The following is a 17,328-nucleotide window of genomic DNA, read 5'->3' as shown; positions in this document are numbered from 1 at the left end:
GTTTGAAGGCTTTCAGACATAACCTGCAACGTCATGCGCACGGCACTGGACGAAAGCCGGCGACGGGGCTAAAACGAGGCATTCACCGGAGATTTTGATGACCCCCCGCCAAGCTTTTTTCGCCTGTCTGCAACGCTCTCCACCGGCGCTCTTTGAAGCGGCACTGTGGATCGCTGTCGAGCACGATCCGGCGGTAGAGCCAGAGGTGCTGTTGCACAATTTCATAGAGCTGCAGCAACGGGTCAGCTCCGGTTTGCCGATGTTGCCGGTGACTGAGCTCGGGCAGCCCTTGTTGCGCCGTATGAATGACCTGCACTTTGCGCAGGATGATTCCACCCCGCTGCGACCCCAGGCTGCACTGCTCAATAAAGTACTGGAACGCAGACGCGGACAACCGCTGGCGCTGGGGTTGGTTGCCCTGGAGCTGGCCAGGCGTCTGGAAATCCCCCTGGTCGGCGTCAACTTCCCGGGGCATTTCCTGCTGCGAGTGCCTGGTACTGACCATCTGCTCGACCCGTGCGGCGGGCGACGGCTATATCCCAATGATTGCCGTGAGCTGCTGCAACGCCAATATGGTCCGAACATGAAGCTTGGCGCAGAGCATTTACTCACCGCCGAGCCGATTCACATGTTGCAGCGCCTGTCGCGCAACCTGCGCCAGTTACACCTCGCCAACAACGACAACCTCGGCGCACTGATCGACGCCGAACGTGTGCTGGAGCTGGGTAACGCCAGCGCAGCCGATTACCTGGCCCGCGCCAGCCTGTATCAACGTCTGGATTGCCCAAATGCCGAGCGCTTCGATCTTGAGCATGCGTTGCTGCTCAGTGAAGACCCGATACAGCGGTTGCGACTGACCGAGCGGTTGGGGCATTTACCGCCTAATTCGATTGTGCATTGAGTCTGAATTGACGGACGCAGAGCGTCCATGGCGGCATTCCCACGCAGAGCGTGGGAACGATCATCAACCCTCACACTACGGTGTATCGGGTTGCTGCGCCGGATGCGCCTTGAGAAACGCCGGATGCTGAGCAGCCAACGCGGCCACCCGACGAATCCGTGGATAGCCCTCAAGGGAAATGTTGAACCGTTCGGCCGCATACACCTGCGGGATCAGGTAGACATCCGCCAACCCCGGCTCGCCGCCAAAGCAGTAACCTTCGTTGCCGATCAAGTGCTCGACCGTCGCCAGCCCTTGGGTGATCCAGTGACTGATCCACTGCACCACCTGAACCTCGTCATGGCCCCATTGGCGCAGCAGGTTGAGCACGCTGACGTTGTGCAACGGATGAATGTCGCAACCGATCAACGCTGCCACCCCACGCTGGTGCGCGCGGGTGGCCAGATCTTTGGACAGCAACGGCACCTGTGGATAACGTTCCTCGAGGTACTCGATGATCGCCGGCGACTGAATCAGCAAGTCGCCTTCATCGGTGCGCAAGGCCGGTACGCGGCCCTGCGGGTTGACACTCAGGTACGCCGGCTGCCGATGTTCGCCACCTTGGGCGGCGATCAGGTTGATCGGCAGCGCCTGGTAATCCAGCCCCTTGAGCGCCAGCGCGATGCGCACCCGATAGGACGAGGTCGAGCGATAGTAGGTATAGAGTTCCATGGCTAGAACCTCTTAACGTGCCGGCAGGATTTTGCCGCGGCATTCGCCGAAACCGATGGAGGCAACACCGTCAGCACTGCAGCGAGCACGCAGGATGATTTCGTCGCCGTCTTCGAGGAATTTACGCACTTCGCCCGACGCCAGTTCGATCGGCTTTTTGCCGCCCTCGGTGATTTCCAGCAGGCTGCCGAACTGACCATTCTCTGGCCCCGACAGGGTGCCCGAACCGAACAGATCGCCGGCCTGCAGCTGGCAGCCGTTGACGCTGTGGTGCGCAACCATCTGCGCCACGGTCCAGTACATGTGTTTAGTGTTGCTCAAAGTCAGGCGATGGGCCGGCAGGTTCTGTTCGCGCATCGACTCGGTCAGCAACAGCACTTCCAGTTCGATATCGAAGGCACCGGTGGCCTGATCACGCTTGTCGAGCAGATACGGCAGCGGCTGTGGATCGCCCTCCGGACGGGCCGGTTGGGCACGACGGAATGGCTCCAGGGCTTCGGCCGTCACCACCCACGGCGAGATGCTGGTGATGAAGCTTTTGGACAGGAATGGACCCAGCGGCTGGTACTCCCACGCTTGGATATCCCGCGCCGACCAGTCGTTGAGCAGGCAGAAACCGGCGATGTGCTCCGCAGCATCGCCAATGGCAATCGAGTCGCCCATGGCGTTGCCCTGACCGATCCAGATACCCAGTTCCAGCTCATAGTCCAGGCGCGCACATGGGCCGAAAGTCGGCTCGGTCTGACCGGCCGGCAGGGTCTGGCCTTTCGGCCGACGCACGTCGGTGCCGGACGGGCGAATGGTCGATGCGCGGCCGTGGTAGCCGATCGGTACATATTTATAGTTCGGCAACAGCGGGTTGTCGGGACGGAACAGTTTGCCGACGTTTTGTGCGTGCTCGATGCCGACATAGAAGTCGGTGTAATCATTGATCTTCGCTGGCAAGTGCATTTGGCAGTTCGCAGCCAGTGGCAGCAACTTCGCGCCTTGGGCTTCGATCTTGCCGTGCAGGGTGCTGCCTTCGGCGAACAGTTCCAGCAGACGTTCGCGCAAAGCGAGGCGAGCACTGCGGCCCAGCTCGAAGAACGCGTTCAACTGGCCACCGCGGGTAGTTTCGACCGCCGTGCGTGCTGCGCCGTCAAACAGACCGGCCTCCAGCGCCGCTTCCAGATCAAAGATGTGCTCACCGATCGCCACGCCGCTGCGGGGTGAAGAACCATTGATGCTGAACACACCCAACGGCAGGTTTTGCAGCGGGAAATCGGCGTGGCCGTTGGCGGAGGCAACCCAGCTACGAGTGATGGTTGGCTGATTCATCGGTTATCTCCGGTTCGGATTGAAGGTAGCGGGCAACGACGCCCAGCAAGCATCGTAGTCATTCTGCAACTGCGGGCAGTCGAGGGCGAAGCGACTCGGGCGCAGCACCTGACTGGTTTCGAACATGAAAGCCATGGTGTTGTCGATCTTGCTCGGCGAAAGCTCAGCGGCGATCGCTTTGGTGCAGGTCTCGCCGTCTGGCCCGTGGGCGCTCATGCAGCTGTGCAAGGACGCACCACCCGGCAGGAAGCCTTCGGCCTTGGCGTCATAGCTGCCCTGGATCAGCCCCATGAACTCGTTCATCAAGTTGCGGTGGAACCACGGTGGACGGAAGGTGTTCTCGGCCACCATCCAGCGTGGCGGGAAGATCACAAAGTCGAGGTTGGCCAGGCCGTGGACACTGGTCGGCGACGTAAGGACGGTGAAGATCGATGGATCGGGATGGTCAAAGCTGACCGTGCCGATCGTGTTGAAACGCCGCAGGTCATATTTGTATGGCACGTTGTTACCGTGCCAGGCGACCACGTTCAGCGGCGAATGATCGAGCTCGCAACCCCAGAGTTCGCCGAGGAATTTCTGCACCAGGGTAGTGGGCTGCTTGAGGTCTTCGTAATGGGCGACCGGGGTCAGGAAGTCCCGCGGATTGGCCAGGCCGTTGCTGCCAATCGGCCCCAGGTCCGGCAGGCGCAGGGGTGCGCCATGGTTCTCGGCGATGTAGCCGCGAGCCTGGGCATCGAGCAGCTCGACACGGAATTTCATACCGCGAGGCAGCACGGCGATTTCCAGCGGTTCCAGCTCAAGCACACCCAGTTCGGTGGCGATACGCAGACGGCCCTGCTCCGGCACCACCAGCAACTCGCCGTCGGCGTTGAAGAACACCCGCTCCATCGAGCGGTTGGCGCGGTAGTTATAGATACTGATCCCGGCCGGCTTCTGCGCCGCCGAGTTGGCAGCCATGCTCACCAGACCGTCGATGAAATCGGTCGGTTCGCCGGGAATGTCCAACGGGTTCCAGCGCAGGCGATTAGGCGTGACGTCACCCAGCGGGCCGCCCGCCAGTTGCCGATCCAGCTTGACGAACGCCGGGTGGTTGGCCGATGGCTGAATGCGGTACATCCAGGTGCGCCGCGCTTCGCTGCGAGCCATGGTGAACGCGGTGCCGGAGAAGAGTTCGGTGTAGAGACCGTAGGGCGCTTTTTGCGGAGAATTCTGGCCGACGGGCAACGCGCCAGGCAGCGCTTCACTGCTGAATTCGTTGCCAAAGCCTGACTGATAAGCCAAGGCTTGCGCCGAGGAATCGAGGTCCATGGAGCCTCCTGAGTGGAGTGAGCAGAGCGCTGTACCTTCCGATCCAGAAGTCTCAGCACGCCTGCATTGTTTTTATCGTAATTAGATTACGCATAACGTAATTTGATTGGTATTGAGCGTCAAGCTATAAAGACGTCCATTCGTCTCGGGATCACACCGCCTCCATGGAAAAGAACACCAGCGACAGCAACGGTAAACAGAAAGTCCGCTCGGCCGAGGTCGGTACTGACATCCTCAAGGCCCTGGCGGAACTGTCGCCGGCCACTTCTTTGTCGCGTCTGGCCGAACACGTGAAGATGCCGGCGAGCAAGGTCCATCGCTATTTGCAGGCGCTGATTGCCAGCGGTTTTGCTGAGCAAAATACCGCCACCAACCATTACGGCCTGGGCCGTGAAGCATTGCGCGTGGGTTTGGCCGCTCTTAGCAGTATGGACGTGCTGAAAGTCGCCGCGCTGCCGCTGGCCGAGTTGCGCGACGAGCTGAACGAAACGTGCTTCCTCGCGGTATGGGGTAATCAGGGTGCGACCGTGGTGCATATCGAACCGGCGGTGCGCGCAGTGACGGTGGTCACACAATTGGGCTCGGTATTGCCATTGCTCAGCTCATCGACAGGACTGGTGTTCAGCGCTTTCCTGCCGAACCGCGAAACCATCGAGTTGCGCGAGCAGGAACTGAAAGCGAGCGCTGGTCATCTGCTGGCCGATGAGAAGGCTTACGCGGCAGTGTGCGAACAGATCCGTTTACGCGGTCTGCATCATGTCCATGGCCTGTTGATGCCGGGTGTGGACGCGTTGTCGGCACCGGTGTTCAACGCGGTCGGAAATGTGGCGGCAGTGCTGACGGTGGTCGGACCGACGTCGTTGTTTCATGCCGATGAGAATGGCCCGGCCGCGCAGCGTTTGTTGGCGGCGACGCAGGCGGTGAGTTGGAGAATGGGGTATGAGCGCTGACCGGACGGTTCAATAGAGTCGTCCGGTGCAGCGTCAACATCGTTAATTCAATACATCGACGATGTTGATGAGCATGTTTTCAAACTGAATAATGTCCAACCCCTTCACCTTATGTTCAGGTGCAAACGAATACGACTCGGTAAAAATACCGACATTCCCTTGGCTATACGTGGGTCGATCGTTCTCCTGAACCTTCTCCAGCACCTCGTCGAACAGCGTCCGCGATCCGAAAATTTGCTGAGAGACAAGATTATCAACACTGGTGATGTATGTCCTTTCAGGGTGAAGCCCCAGCTTTTCAAGACGCTCACCCAAGAGTACGCGCACTGCATGTGCAATATGGCCTTTGTGAAGCTCGGTAATACGCGGATCATTCTTGTGAAAATATCGGTCACTCATAACTGCTCCTTTTAACGCTCACGTGCCCAGACTCCAAGTCTGGAATATCAATACATGAGCCTTCTGATAATCAAACGTTACTTACAAACCACCTCATACTGTTCGCAAGGGACAAATCGGCTCCGAAGACTCCCTTTGGTTAATTAAGGATGGACCGACAGAGCAGATTCAAGGCACCACTTATTCTTGCCGCGAATAAATTTATAGCCGATTACAAAAGCATCGCTCACTGAAATATGTATGATTTCGTAAAAAGAACATCATAGGCCCACACAGTTCATTCGAGTCACGTACAGTTTTTACTCATCCAAGACTCACTCACTGAGTTTCACAGCGCCAGATATTAAAGGCATATACACGTCACATCAGTTCCAGCTGCCTGGCCTTGGCGACCGCCTGAGTCCGGCGTTCCACCCCAAGCTTGCCGTGAATCCACCGGGCATGAGTTTTCACCATATGCAACGAGATAAATGAGTGACAGAAGGCCTCACCCTACTGTCGGCAATCGGGAGCGATAAGCGCACCAAGGAGGTATTCGCGTTGTACCTCGAAAGGATGAATGCCTGCGCCTGCCAGGGCTTGCAGCGGAGCATGCGTGGGCTGGATGGGACGTTATCAGGGGGATGGATAGCACCGGCTTTTGTAGCAGCTGCCGAAGGCTGCGTCCGGCTGCGCAGCAGTCGTAAATCATGCAGACCTGGTTATCCTGAAAAACACGGTGTCTGGTTTTGCGTGTGCGTCGGTCGGACGCGACCCAGGCTCGGACGCAGCTTTCGGCAGCTGCTACGGGGACGCGCGCAGTCTGAACGGTGACTGTTGCTGAAGCTGTAACAGTCATTGTTCTGAATCACTATTTTTCACGGGGAGATAAGTGTTTATTCTTGCCGGGCTTTCACGGCAAACAGCCAGAAAGAGCAAACAGTGAAGTGTGAATACTCCACTTCTGATTGATAGCATTCGGACAGCTTGAAAAAACTTATTCAAGCTGTTACCACTGAGTTCACTGACGTTGATTTATTGCTCCTTTATCTAACGTCTTATTTTAGCCGCTGCTGATGCAGCGGCTTTTTTTTGCTTGCTCCATCTGCCCGCAACTTTATCTGCGCCTGATTCCTCTCGCCCCAATGTACTGAAAAGTAAAGTGGTCGCAGGGCGAGCTTTACACGCAGAACTGCGACCAGCAACAAACCAGAAAGCCTCTACAGAAAACAAATAACTTTTAGCTGACACATAAAAAAACATCCCACCTTTAATTCACATATTTCAATTATTAACAAAAAACCAAACCTTCGACGCACGCAACAAAAACAGGAAATAACCTACACACTTCTCAGACCCATTACCAAACGCCATTCGCTAACATGTAAGCACTTGCTCAAACGCTTAACTTTTCGCATCCAACGCAGGACAAGTAATGCACAAGAAAATCAATACTCAACAAACAATTTTTACGCTCGAACATCGAGCCTAAACCATTCATCTCTAAGTAAGTTGACACTGATCAATATCACGGAGAACAAAACATGTCTGACCGTCAGGAAAATGTACTTCCAGCAATCTACGTTGGTGCTCAGCCACCACCCGGTAAAGACCCCATTGGGGGAGGTTTCGACAGAACGTCCAAGCCCGGCTTCCAGCCGGCAGTCGGAATAAATTTGCACAAACTGAAAACCACCGCCAGTACATTGGCAGAGGAGTATAAAACCCTATCCAACCAACTACCGCAAACCATTGAGAATGAACTGGCCGCAACAAGGCTGGAAGGTCCAACCAACCCGCTTCCGCCCGCTGAAGCGATCATTCGCGAGTTGGGCGTGCGTAACAAACTATTGATTCGAAAGACGGCTGAGTTCCATTACAAAACGGCTATCGCCAATGAATTTTATGGCTTCGACCCAATTGACAGGCCGTTGCAGGAGTTCTACCCAAAAGCCTTGACCCTGGAGAAGGTGGTTGTCCCCGATGGTATTGCGATGCAGGCGTGGGCCACGTCGTACAGGGCGGCCCACGACGCACGATTGTTGTCCCAAACCATTCAGTTGCTCAACCAGCAATCCGTCAATGTGCAGAACTTTCTCCGCGCTGTGCAGGCAGATGATCAGGCACGAATGGCTGCGGAACAGGAAGCCCAGAGGGTCGCTGCCGAATTGGCCCGCATCAACGCGCAAGCAGAGGCCCGGGCTCGAGAGCAGGCGCGGGTTGCAGCATTGGCAGAAGCTCAACGATTGGCCAACGAGCAGGCTGAGGCTGCTGCAAAAGCGGCTGCTCAGCACATCGCCGCCGAACAGGCTCGTCTCGCGGAACTGGCAGAGGCTCAGCGCCAGGCGGAACTGCTTCGCCTTGAAACCGAACAGCAAGAAATCCTATGGGCGCAGGAGCGTCTGCGTCAGGACGCGCTCAAGACCACCAGCACCTACCCAGCTTCTGGTGCATCTGCAGCATCCAGACCCGTTATCTCCTTTGCTTCGACTGTTATCCTCCTCGCCCCCGAAACATCGATTGCGATCATCACTGCGTTGCGATCGGCACTGATAGCAGCAGGTGCGGCGGCACTGACGATGCTCGGTCCTGTACTGGTCGGATTTGCCGCGCTGCTTGTTCCTTCCAGACTGGGGAACAGTGAACGTTTGGCCATGAGCATCCCCTTGGCGGAACTGGCGCCCGTACAACATCAGAAGCTTTGGGCGATCGCCGCTGAAAGCGGAGGAACAGACCTGCCAATGCGTATTGGTTTCAAACCAACAGAGACAGGAATAGAGGTCTTCGTTGCGACAACCGACGGTGTGAAACTACCGTCAACCGTGCCGGTGAGGCTGGCGACCTACGATGCGCAGCTCAATGTCTATCGTGTGACCCCGCCCAACTCGTCGACCAGCACACTGACCTGGACACCTGCGGTGACGCCAGGTAACAGCTCTACCCAATTGCCAGTTGCACAGCCTGACCTCCCCGTTTATCCCGGTGCCACAGTTGTACCGGTGGAGGGGCGCATAGACAGACTCCCCGCCCTGGTGACGGGTTGGGAAAATTTCATCACGGTGTTCCCGGATGATTCCGCCATACCGCCTCTCTATGTGGTGTTCAGCAGCCCTTACGATGGCGCCACTGCCACGGGGGAGCACAGTGGACGCGACTTCAATCCAGATCAGGCGGGAGGACCGATTCAGGATCTGGAATGGAGTTCTGCCATCATCTCTCAAGGAGGAATAGATTTGGTAAAACTTCATACTGGTCGACTTGCAGCCTCTGACGCTAACAACGTGATGATCGAACGACTGGAAAAAATTCTGAAGGGAGAACTCGACTTCACTGACATTGACAAACGTTACTACACTCATGAAACTAGAGAACTGGATAGATTTAGAGCTTTAGGTTACAGCGACACAGATACACCGCAACAAGATTCCCCTACATGGAACAACGCTCATACTGCAGCTCTCGAAGATTACAAAGTTAAAGACGATAACTCACTACTTTACACAGAAGAAGCTTTAGCCGCAGCAGACGAACAGGACAGAAAATATTTTCAAAGTCTTCTGAAGGACATGCAGCAATGAACACTATTGAGCAGATCGTTAAAAATGAGTCATTAGAAGATATTGTGTCTGTCTTTGCACTAGCAAAAGCACCTCCACACTTAGATATGATGATCAGACGCTACAATCGTGAAGCCATCCAGCACGGAGAACTTCAAAAAGTCTATGCACGACTTTTCGAAGAAGGTGTACTGGCCAACGGTGAAAAAGGACTGGCAACCAAAGGCCCTAACTGGAAAGAACCAAAGTTCGTAACAGAAAAAAGATACGTCTAAACACAGAACTCACCAAGCCGCTGCAGATCAGCGGCTTGGTGACGTGCAGTTCTTACAACGAATACTTCTGCAAGTTCTCCATCATTTCCTTCAACGCTTCGATGTTGTCCTTCGGATGAGCTGCACCTTCAAAGTCGCAGATCTGTTGCCAATGGGCGGCGACGTCTTCCGGCGAGAAGCCTTCACGGGGATCGAAGCCTGCGCCGAGACTGCGTTCCCAGCGGACTTTGCCCATCCAGCCGCCGCCCACTTCGAACAGGCCGGAGGTTTCCTGGCAATTTTCGCTGGCCAGGTACACCACCAGCGGGCTGACCAGTTCCGGTTTGAGTTGTTCGAAGACTTGCGGCGGAATCAGCCCTTCGGTCATGCGCGTGCCGCCGGTGGGGGCGATAGCGTTGACCAGGATGTTGCTCTTGCGGCCCTCGATGGCCAAAGTGCGGGTCAGGCCATAAAGGCCGAGTTTGGCCATGCCATAGTTGGACTGGCCAAAGTTGCCGTAAATGCCTGAGGTTGAGGCGGTGAAGATAACCCGGCCATAACGTTGCTCACGCAAATGCGGCCAGGCGGCGCGGGTAACTTTGTAGGCGCCTTCGACATGCACGCGGTAAACCAGGTCCCAGTCGCTGTCGTCCATTTTGTGGAAGGTTTTGTCCCGCAGGATACCGGCGTTGTTTACGACTACGTCAACGCGGCCAAATGCATCCATAGCGTTCTGAACGATTTTGTCGCCATCGGTGACCGAGTCGTGGTTGGCTTGGGCGATCCCGCCTGCATCACGAATCTCTGCCACCACACGGTCTGCCGCCGATGCGTTTGCGCCTTCGCCCTGAGCCGAACCGCCGAGATCGTTGACCAGCACTTTTGCACCATGTTTAGCGAACAGCAGTGCATGAGCCCGTCCGAGGCCACCGCCTGCACCGGTGACGATCACGACTTTATCTTCGAAGCGCACAGACTCATTCATACGGAACTCCAGCAGGCCAATGGACAATACGTTGAGTGTCAGGCACAGGCTTGCTGGTCACAATGAATACGGCGCAGGCTGAATGGTGCGCGATAAGGCAGGGGGATGATTGGTGGCTGAAAGTGAGAATCGTCGAACGCAAAACCTCGTAGAAACGAGTTCAGGAGCACACCATTTTCCTGGGTGGGGAAATAAGCTGGTCACGAAAATCCAGATAATGTTTGAGCACCTGCACCGGTGCTTCGGTCTGGGGGTAATGGCCGATCCGGGCCAGTAGAATGGTGTCCGGTTCCGGGATCAACTCCCGGTAGCGCACAACCATGTGCGCACCGGAAGCCGGATCGACCTCACCATCAATGACCCGCAGCGGCACGTCACCACGCTGCATGGCGCTGACCCACCGCTCGCGCTGCACCCGACGCTCCGGGATGTAGCTGATCAATTTGTGCAGGATCCGCGTCCCATGGTTGTTGTCGACCAGGCTCCAGAAGTCATCCAGCACACTTTCGCTGGGCCGGGTCTGAGGACCGAAGATCTGGCTGAAGCTCTTGACCAGCCTGTCACGGCTGAACGCCCGGCCGATCATCCAGCCCAAGGGGCTGAGCAAGAGTTTCTGTATCAGCACCGGACGATGGGCCTCCGGGAACAGGCCACCATTGAGAAACACGCAACTGGCAATATGGATACTGGCTTCGTAATGACGGGCAAGCAGTTCCTGGGCAACACTATCGCCATAATCATGGGCCAGCACATGCACCGGCTGCTCGATACCCAAATGCTCCAGTAGCGCCTGTTGCAGGTCCGCTTGTTCCAGCAGACTGTACTCATGATCCCGCGGTTTGGCCGAGTCACCAAAGCCGAGCATGTCGCAGGCAATCACCCGGTAGCGCTGAGCCAGCGGCTGCCAGAGATAGTGCCAATCCCAACTGGCGGTCGGGAAGCCATGAATCAGCAACAGCGGTTCCCCCTGCCCCGCCATCCAGTAGCGAATGGTCTGGCCGCGAAACACAAAGCTCTTCCCGCGCTTTCGCCAGACGCAAAGAGGGATCTCGGCGAGATGCATTAGAGTTTGTATCCCGAGTCTTGTTTATCGAGTTTGCGCAGCAGCGCTGGCCAGGCCAGCATGCCACCCATGCCTTGAGCGCTTTTCGTGACCCCGGCGATCATGGCCTTGGCCCCTGCCAGAATCTGCGGCTCGATCGTAATCAGCTCCGCCGCGCCGTTCTGCGCCAGCACCTGGATTTCGCAGGCTCGCTGGAAGGTGAACATCATCAGGAAGGTATCGGCAATCGTGCCACCACAGGTCAGCAGACCGTGGTTGTGCAGCATCAAAAAATTGTTTTCACCGAGATCGGCTTGCAGTCGCGCCTTCTCTTCGTGATTCAGCGCCACACCTTCATAGCCGTGACAGGCAAGGCTTGCGAGCACGAACAGCGATTGCTGGCTGATCGGCAACACGCCTTGCTTCTGTGCCGAAACCGCCACGCCAGCAGCCGTATGGGTATGCAGGACGCAAACCACATCGTGACGCACTTCATGCACCGCGCTATGGATGGTGTAGCCCGCGGGATTGATCTCGTAGGGACTGTCCATCAGCTTGTTGCCGGCCTGATCGACCTTCACCAGACTGGACGCGGTGATTTCGTGAAACATCAAACCAAAGGGATTGATCAGAAAATCTTCAGTGCCCGGCACCTTGGCCGAAATGTGGGTAAAGATCAGATCGTCCCAACCATGCATCGCCACCAGCCGATAGCAGGCTGCCAGATCCACACGGGTCTGCCACTCGGCGGCGCTGACCTGGTCTTTCACATTCTGTGTCGATGGAACGGGGGCTACGCTCACGGCAGTGACCTCGGCAGGTTTCGATTTTTATTATTTTTACTAACGTCCAATCAGTCTAGTCAGCCACCGGGCCTGGGGTAGTTGCATTGGCAGCCAGCTTACTGGCCGAGCGGGTCAGAGCTGAGTTTCGTATCAATACGTTCAATTTAATATCAAAGCATCGGCGCCAGTAGAGGGGGCCGCGAACAGATTCAACAGCCCGGTCAGCCGCGCAGAGCGCTAGCGAACTGAGCAAGCCACGGCTCGGCGTCGGTTTCCGGGGTCACGCTCTCGCTGGCGTCCAGACGCAGCATTTCCTGGACTTCGCGCACGCCCAGTTCGGCGAACAGCTCTCGCATCTGCTCACCGCCGCCGCAGAAGGTATCGCCGTAACTCGAATCGCCCAAACCGATCACCCCTCCCGGCAGACCGCGCCAGGCAGCAGGCAATTGATCACGAATCATCGAATACAGCGGTTGCAGGTTATCCGGCAACTCACCCATGCCCGTGGTCGAGGTCACGGCAAGAAACGCCTCGGGGCCGAATGCCAGGACATCGGCCAGGCTCGCACGCGGGTTGTGCCAAGCCTGGAAACCTGCTGCATTTAGAAGTTTTGCGGCATGCCGGGCGACTTCTTCAGCCGTGCCGTACACCGAGCCGGAAAGGATGGCGACTTTCATCAATCTGATCCTGAAGCTGAGTAAAGATCAGAATATTAACAGCTGACGGCAAGTGGACAGCTCACGATGATGTCTTAAAATGCAGCGTCCTAGACAGGAAGCAGAGACGTCACTGTTCAGGTCAAGGCTCAGCAACGCGTAGTACAACTGGAAGCGCAATTGGCCGAGGTTCAAGCCGAACTCAAAGCGTTCAAAGCGACGAACGGCTTAAACAAGTCATCGAATTAATGGTCATTAACTACAATCACCAATGAATTTGTAATTATTTTTTTCGAGTAAATCATGCACCGTGACACCCTCCTGACCCAGGATGAGCTGGATTTCATCCAGACCATGCAGCACAACCCGCAACTCAACGTGCGGGATGCGACATCGAGCCTGTTGGTCAACGGCGGTTCACAAATCCGCGATCTGCTCACGCGCCTTGCCGCCCATGAGCAAGTCACCATCCAGGCACATTTCGAAAACCAGCAGATTACTTTTCCGCTGCACCTGGTGGAAGACGAGTTTCATGCGATGCATTTACGCCTCGGTGTACCCAGCATTTATGAAGACGGGCCTATGGTTCGACCTTGGCGTTTGACGCTCGAAGAGCCGGTTGCACTGGAAAACGCAAAGGGTCAACCCGGTGCCTTGTGGGTCCACGAAGTGTCATTCAAAGGGGTACTGGTGGAAATTCGCAATCGAACCAAACCAGCGAAGCATTTCGCCCTTTGGTTCAGCCCTTCGGGTTATGAGCGCATCGCTCTGCGCGGCACCTTCGAGCGCGAAACCGAGCACGGCTACTACGCTTATCGTCTGAACCAGAGTGACAAGAACGAAACCGAACGCCTGCGCCAGTTCATCCTTCAGCAGCATCGTCTGACCCATCCTGCACTTCACATCTGACGCTTTCTTTCAGGTATCCAACGCGCCGCTCAGGAGTCGCCGCAAGCGTTGCGGCATCACCTGAACATCGCTGCCCAGACACCCGATCGACGACCCCGCCAGACTCTCCTGCGCCAGATTCGCCGCGTCGCCAGCCAGCATTACCGGACAATTCAGGGTAATGGCCAGACGATTCAAGCGCCTGAGTAACTCGGGAGCAGGTGCATGGTTGGAGAACAGCACGAGCGCCTGGGGTTTGATCTTTTCGCAGACCAGGGTCAACTCATCGAACGGTTGCCCCACCGTCAGTACCCTGACACCGACCTCCATGCTTCCCATGAACAGGGCAGCCACCAGCAATTCGAGCTCACGGCACTGTCCGGCGATGGCCGTCACCAGCACCCGCTGCCGTTGCGAGCCGCGTATCAACACCAGACGTTGCGAGACCCGAGCGCGTAAAAAGCCATCCAGGAACAGCCACTCGCTGGTCTGACCAAACATCTCCTTCTGGTGCAGCAATTGTTTCCAGAGCGGCATCAGGACGTCCTGGAACACGACACTCAGCTCGAAGCTTGAAAACACTTGGCCATACAGCCGTTCCAGTTGCAGGTCATCAAACTCGCTGACCGCCGTCTTGAGTTGCGTCTGCCAATGCGCATACTCACTTTGGGTGTCTTCACCAGGAATGGCGTTGGACAGCGTCTGAGCTGCGCTGGTTTTGCTCAGGATCTTGCCGACTTTACTGACCGCAACACCACGTTCGATCCAGCCAAGGACGCTGCGGACCTTCTCGATCTCGACCATTGAATACAACCGATGCCCACTTTCGGTGCGTGTGGGAACAATCAAACCGTAGCGACGCTCCCAGGCGCGCAGGGTCACCGGGTTGACGCCCGTCAGCCGTGCCACTTCCCGGATCGGGAACAACTCTTCCCGTTCAAGTTGGTGGGAGATGAGTGAATCGCGGGCGAGTTCAGTAATGGAGATCATCTGGACGCGGAAATATCTGCTAACAAATTGGATCCCATTTTATGCTCCAAAAGTACCGTTCTTCCAAGGGCATAGTCGACAAACGTCGCTGGTATATTCGCCGAAACAAGGAATAATCCTTGCATGTACTTAAACGCAGCCCACCACCCCGGCGCTGCGTGAAGTGAGTCCCCTATCCGGGGCTGCGCTTACAATTCGGAGATACACAATGTCTACCTCCCCCGTCACTCTGATGGTGGCGCGCCGCGTCGCCAACGGTCGTTACCAGGATTTGATCGCCTGGCTTGGCGAAGGCGAACAACTGGCCACCGACTTCCCCGGCTATCTCGGCTCTGGCGTGCTTGCTCCGCCGCCCGATGATGACGAATTCCAGATTATCTTCCGCTTTGCCAATGAACAGACCCTGCATGCCTGGGAACACTCCGCCTCGCGCGGCGCCTGGCTGGCGCGGGGTAGCGACTTGTTCGCTCATCCTTCGGAACATCGGGTCAGCGGCATCGATGGCTGGTTTGGCGCAGCCGGTCACCGCCCTCCTCGCTGGAAGCAGGCCGTAGCGATCTGGCTGGCATTCTTTCCAGTCTCGCTGCTGTTCAACCTGCTGTTGGGGCCATTGTTGGGCGAGTTGGGGCTGTTGAGTCGGGTGTTCTTCAGCACCCTGGCCTTGACGCCATTGATGGTGTACTTCTTTATTCCGCTGTCGACCCATCTTTTATCCGGCTGGCTGAACAGCACGCCTGCACGATCATTGCCCGGCGCACCTTCCACGCAAACTCCATAAAAGATCGCAGCCAGCGCCGGCTCCTGCACCGATGGCTCGGGCCGCGTTCGGACGATTTTTCTGCACACGAGGCTGTCCCCCCTTCGTTTTAGGTGACCAGGTATCGTCGCTGGTATAGTTTTACCTATACCTCGACGCGAGCGTTCCATGACTCTTTCCCCTGCCCCGATCCTGATCACCGGCGCCGGCCAGCGCGTTGGCCTGCATTGCGCATTGCGGCTGCTGGAGGAAGGTCATCCGGTCATCATCAGCTACCGCAGCGAGCGGCCGGGCGTGCAGACCCTGCGCGAGCGCGGTGCCATTGCGTTGTTTGCCGACTTCTCCAGCGAGGCCGGCATCCTGAAGTTCATTGCCGAACTGAAAACTCACACCCTTGGCCTGCGGGCGATTGTTCACAACGCTTCATCCTGGCTGGCAGAAACGCCTGGCAGCGAAACAGCCGCATTCACCCAAATGTTCAGCGTGCATATGCTTGCGCCCTATCTGATCAACCTGCATTGTGCTGACTTGCTGGAACGCTCCAGCCCGGCGGACATCGTGCATATCAGCGACGATGTCACCCGCAAGGGCAGCAGCAAGCACATTGCCTACTGCGCCAGCAAAGCCGGTCTGGACAGCCTGACCCTGTCCTTCGCAGCGAAATATGCGCCGCGAATCAAGGTCAACGGCATTGCCCCGGCCCTGCTGATGTTCAACCCGGACGACGACGCGGCGTACCGCGCCAGGGCACTGGCCAAGTCCGCGCTGGGTATCGAACCCGGCAGCGAGGTGATTTACCAGAGCCTGCGCTATTTGCTGGACAACCCTTATGTCACCGGCACGACCCTGACCGTCAACGGCGGAAGGCACGTCAAATAAGCCGCCCCTGCGAGGATGTTGTATGACGTTATCCCTGTCCCAAAATTACCGGGAAATCCTGATAGGCCTGGGTGAAGACCCGGATCGCGAGGGTTTGCTCCAGACGCCTGCCCGCGCAGCCAAGGCCATGCAGTACCTCTGTCATGGCTATGCGCAGAGCGTCGAGGAGATCGTCAACGGTGCACTGTTCGACTCTGATAACGACGAGATGGTAATCGTCGACAACATCGAACTCTACTCACTCTGCGAACATCACCTGCTGCCCTTCATCGGCAAGGCTCATGTGGCTTATATTCCGACCGGCAAGGTCCTGGGGCTGTCGAAGATCGCGCGAATTGTCGACATGTTCGCCCGCCGCGTGCAAATCCAGGAAAACCTCACCCGGGAAATCGCTGACGCCGTTCAGCAAGTGACCCAGGCCGCCGGTGTCGCGGTGGTGATCGAGGCCAAGCATATGTGCATGATGATGCGCGGCGTCGAGAAACAGAATTCGACCATGAATACCTCGGTGATGCTCGGTGCCTTCCGCGACTCGAGCAACACTCGCCAGGAGTTCCTGCAATTGATTGGACGGAGCAAGTAGCAATGCCACAACTTCAGCCAGGAATGGCACGCATCCGGGTCAAGGACCTGTGTTTGCGGACCTTCATCGGAATCAATGAGGACGAAATCCTCAACAAGCAGGATGTGTTGATCAACCTGACCATCCTCTATGCCGCACAGGACGCTGTGCGCGACAACGACATCGACCACGCGCTGAATTACCGCACAATCACCAAAGCGATCATTGCCCACGTCGAGGGCAATCGTTTTGCCTTGCTCGAACGCCTGACCCAGGAGTTGCTCGATCTGGTGATGACCAACGAATCGGTGCTGTACGCCGAAGTCGAAGTCGACAAACCCCATGCCCTGCGTTTCGCCGAGTCGGTGTCGATCACCCTCGCCGCGAGCCGCTGACCGCCGTCTGGCC

General features: G+C 56.8%; 18 protein-coding genes and 1 pseudogene. 9 read left to right on the top strand and 10 right to left on the bottom strand.

Annotated features, from left to right (window positions below; all coding sequences use genetic code 11):
• The first annotated feature begins 97 nt into the window (after window positions 1-97).
• Window positions 98-901 (top strand): SirB1 family protein, encoded by an 804-nt coding sequence (locus AC07VR_RS00925; RefSeq protein WP_495010260.1) that lies wholly within the window; start codon window positions 98-100, stop codon window positions 899-901.
• 75 nt (window positions 902-976) lie between these two features.
• On the opposite strand, the gene maiA is transcribed toward AC07VR_RS00925, so the two are convergent.
• From maiA to hmgA, 3 genes are read right to left on the bottom strand one after another with little or no spacing between them, the layout of a single operon-like run.
• Window positions 977-1,612, bottom strand: a complete 636-nt coding sequence (maiA, locus tag AC07VR_RS00920) for a maleylacetoacetate isomerase (RefSeq protein ID WP_495010259.1) — start codon at window positions 1,610-1,612, stop codon at window positions 977-979.
• A gap of 12 nt (window positions 1,613-1,624) precedes the next feature.
• Entirely contained in the window at window positions 1,625-2,929 is a 1,305-nt protein-coding gene (fahA, locus tag AC07VR_RS00915; protein ID WP_495010258.1) for a fumarylacetoacetase, read from the bottom strand.
• Window positions 2,930-2,932: 3 nt separating this feature from the next.
• Window positions 2,933-4,237 (bottom strand): homogentisate 1,2-dioxygenase, encoded by a 1,305-nt coding sequence (hmgA, locus tag AC07VR_RS00910; protein WP_495010257.1) that lies wholly within the window; start codon window positions 4,235-4,237, stop codon window positions 2,933-2,935.
• Between the two features lie 164 nt (window positions 4,238-4,401).
• Between hmgA and AC07VR_RS00905 the strand changes: the two genes are divergently transcribed.
• Window positions 4,402-5,187 carry an IclR family transcriptional regulator gene (locus AC07VR_RS00905; RefSeq protein ID WP_494995144.1) on the top strand — a complete coding sequence of 262 codons (786 nt, stop codon included), beginning with the start codon at window positions 4,402-4,404 and terminating at the stop codon, window positions 5,185-5,187.
• A 42-nt stretch (window positions 5,188-5,229) separates the two neighbouring features.
• Here the strand turns inward: AC07VR_RS00905 and AC07VR_RS00900 are convergent, their stop codons facing one another.
• Together AC07VR_RS00900 and AC07VR_RS00895 are read right to left on the bottom strand one after the other, a co-directional pair.
• Window positions 5,230-5,586 carry a hypothetical protein gene (locus AC07VR_RS00900; RefSeq protein WP_495010256.1) on the bottom strand — a complete coding sequence of 119 codons (357 nt, stop codon included), beginning with the start codon at window positions 5,584-5,586 and terminating at the stop codon, window positions 5,230-5,232.
• A gap of 360 nt (window positions 5,587-5,946) precedes the next feature.
• Window positions 5,947-6,057 (bottom strand): annotated as a pseudogene (locus AC07VR_RS00895) (hypothetical protein); the annotation flags it as partial.
• Window positions 6,058-7,109: 1,052 nt separating this feature from the next.
• On the opposite strand from AC07VR_RS00895, the gene AC07VR_RS00890 reads away from it, so the two are divergent.
• Entirely contained in the window at window positions 7,110-9,143 is a 2,034-nt protein-coding gene (locus tag AC07VR_RS00890) for an S-type pyocin domain-containing protein (protein ID WP_495010255.1), read from the top strand.
• Window positions 9,140-9,397: a hypothetical protein gene (locus tag AC07VR_RS00885; protein ID WP_495010254.1), complete on the top strand. Its 258-nt coding sequence runs from the start codon at window positions 9,140-9,142 to the stop codon at window positions 9,395-9,397. Before AC07VR_RS00890 ends, AC07VR_RS00885 begins: the two co-directional genes overlap by 4 nt.
• Before the next feature lie 52 nt (window positions 9,398-9,449).
• Here AC07VR_RS00885 and AC07VR_RS00880 read toward each other — a convergent pair whose 3' ends face one another.
• The 4 genes from AC07VR_RS00880 to AC07VR_RS00865 form a co-directional block, all read right to left on the bottom strand.
• Complete coding sequence (locus AC07VR_RS00880; protein ID WP_495010253.1) at window positions 9,450-10,361, bottom strand: SDR family oxidoreductase; 912 nt, start codon at window positions 10,359-10,361, stop codon at window positions 9,450-9,452.
• A gap of 160 nt (window positions 10,362-10,521) precedes the next feature.
• The gene (locus AC07VR_RS00875) at window positions 10,522-11,424 is read right to left on the bottom strand and encodes an alpha/beta fold hydrolase (RefSeq protein ID WP_495010252.1); all 903 of its coding nucleotides are present in this window, start codon (window positions 11,422-11,424) and stop codon (window positions 10,522-10,524) included.
• Window positions 11,424-12,206 (bottom strand): class II aldolase/adducin family protein, encoded by a 783-nt coding sequence (locus tag AC07VR_RS00870; protein ID WP_494995150.1) that lies wholly within the window; start codon window positions 12,204-12,206, stop codon window positions 11,424-11,426. The genes AC07VR_RS00875 and AC07VR_RS00870 overlap by 1 nt, the downstream gene beginning before the upstream one ends.
• A 203-nt stretch (window positions 12,207-12,409) precedes the next feature.
• Window positions 12,410-12,865: a flavodoxin gene (locus AC07VR_RS00865; RefSeq protein WP_495010251.1), complete on the bottom strand. Its 456-nt coding sequence runs from the start codon at window positions 12,863-12,865 to the stop codon at window positions 12,410-12,412.
• Window positions 12,866-13,147: 282 nt separating this feature from the next.
• Between AC07VR_RS00865 and AC07VR_RS00860 the strand changes: the two genes are divergently transcribed.
• Window positions 13,148-13,753: a hypothetical protein gene (locus AC07VR_RS00860; protein ID WP_494995152.1), complete on the top strand. Its 606-nt coding sequence runs from the start codon at window positions 13,148-13,150 to the stop codon at window positions 13,751-13,753.
• A 9-nt stretch (window positions 13,754-13,762) separates the two neighbouring features.
• Here AC07VR_RS00860 and AC07VR_RS00855 read toward each other — a convergent pair whose 3' ends face one another.
• Window positions 13,763-14,722 (bottom strand): MerR family transcriptional regulator, encoded by a 960-nt coding sequence (locus AC07VR_RS00855; protein WP_495010250.1) that lies wholly within the window; start codon window positions 14,720-14,722, stop codon window positions 13,763-13,765.
• A gap of 208 nt (window positions 14,723-14,930) precedes the next feature.
• On the opposite strand from AC07VR_RS00855, the gene AC07VR_RS00850 reads away from it, so the two are divergent.
• The 4 genes from AC07VR_RS00850 (at window position 14,931) to folX (ending at window position 17,315) form a co-directional block, all read left to right on the top strand.
• Window positions 14,931-15,500 (top strand): antibiotic biosynthesis monooxygenase, encoded by a 570-nt coding sequence (locus tag AC07VR_RS00850; RefSeq protein ID WP_495010249.1) that lies wholly within the window; start codon window positions 14,931-14,933, stop codon window positions 15,498-15,500.
• 147 nt (window positions 15,501-15,647) lie between these two features.
• Complete coding sequence (folM, locus tag AC07VR_RS00845) at window positions 15,648-16,358, top strand: dihydromonapterin reductase (RefSeq protein ID WP_494995155.1); 711 nt, start codon at window positions 15,648-15,650, stop codon at window positions 16,356-16,358.
• A gap of 22 nt (window positions 16,359-16,380) precedes the next feature.
• Window positions 16,381-16,941: a GTP cyclohydrolase I FolE gene (folE, locus tag AC07VR_RS00840; RefSeq protein ID WP_494995156.1), complete on the top strand. Its 561-nt coding sequence runs from the start codon at window positions 16,381-16,383 to the stop codon at window positions 16,939-16,941.
• 2 nt (window positions 16,942-16,943) lie between these two features.
• A complete protein-coding gene (gene folX / locus AC07VR_RS00835) occupies window positions 16,944-17,315 on the top strand; it encodes a dihydroneopterin triphosphate 2'-epimerase (protein WP_494995157.1) in 372 nt (123 codons plus the stop codon).
• The last annotated feature ends 13 nt before the right edge of the window (window positions 17,316-17,328 follow it).

This window comes from Pseudomonas sp. GW821-FHT02H09 (genome assembly GCF_059421425.1).
Note: the sequence above shows the minus strand (reverse complement) of the source record. Positions and strands in the feature narration are given on the sequence as shown.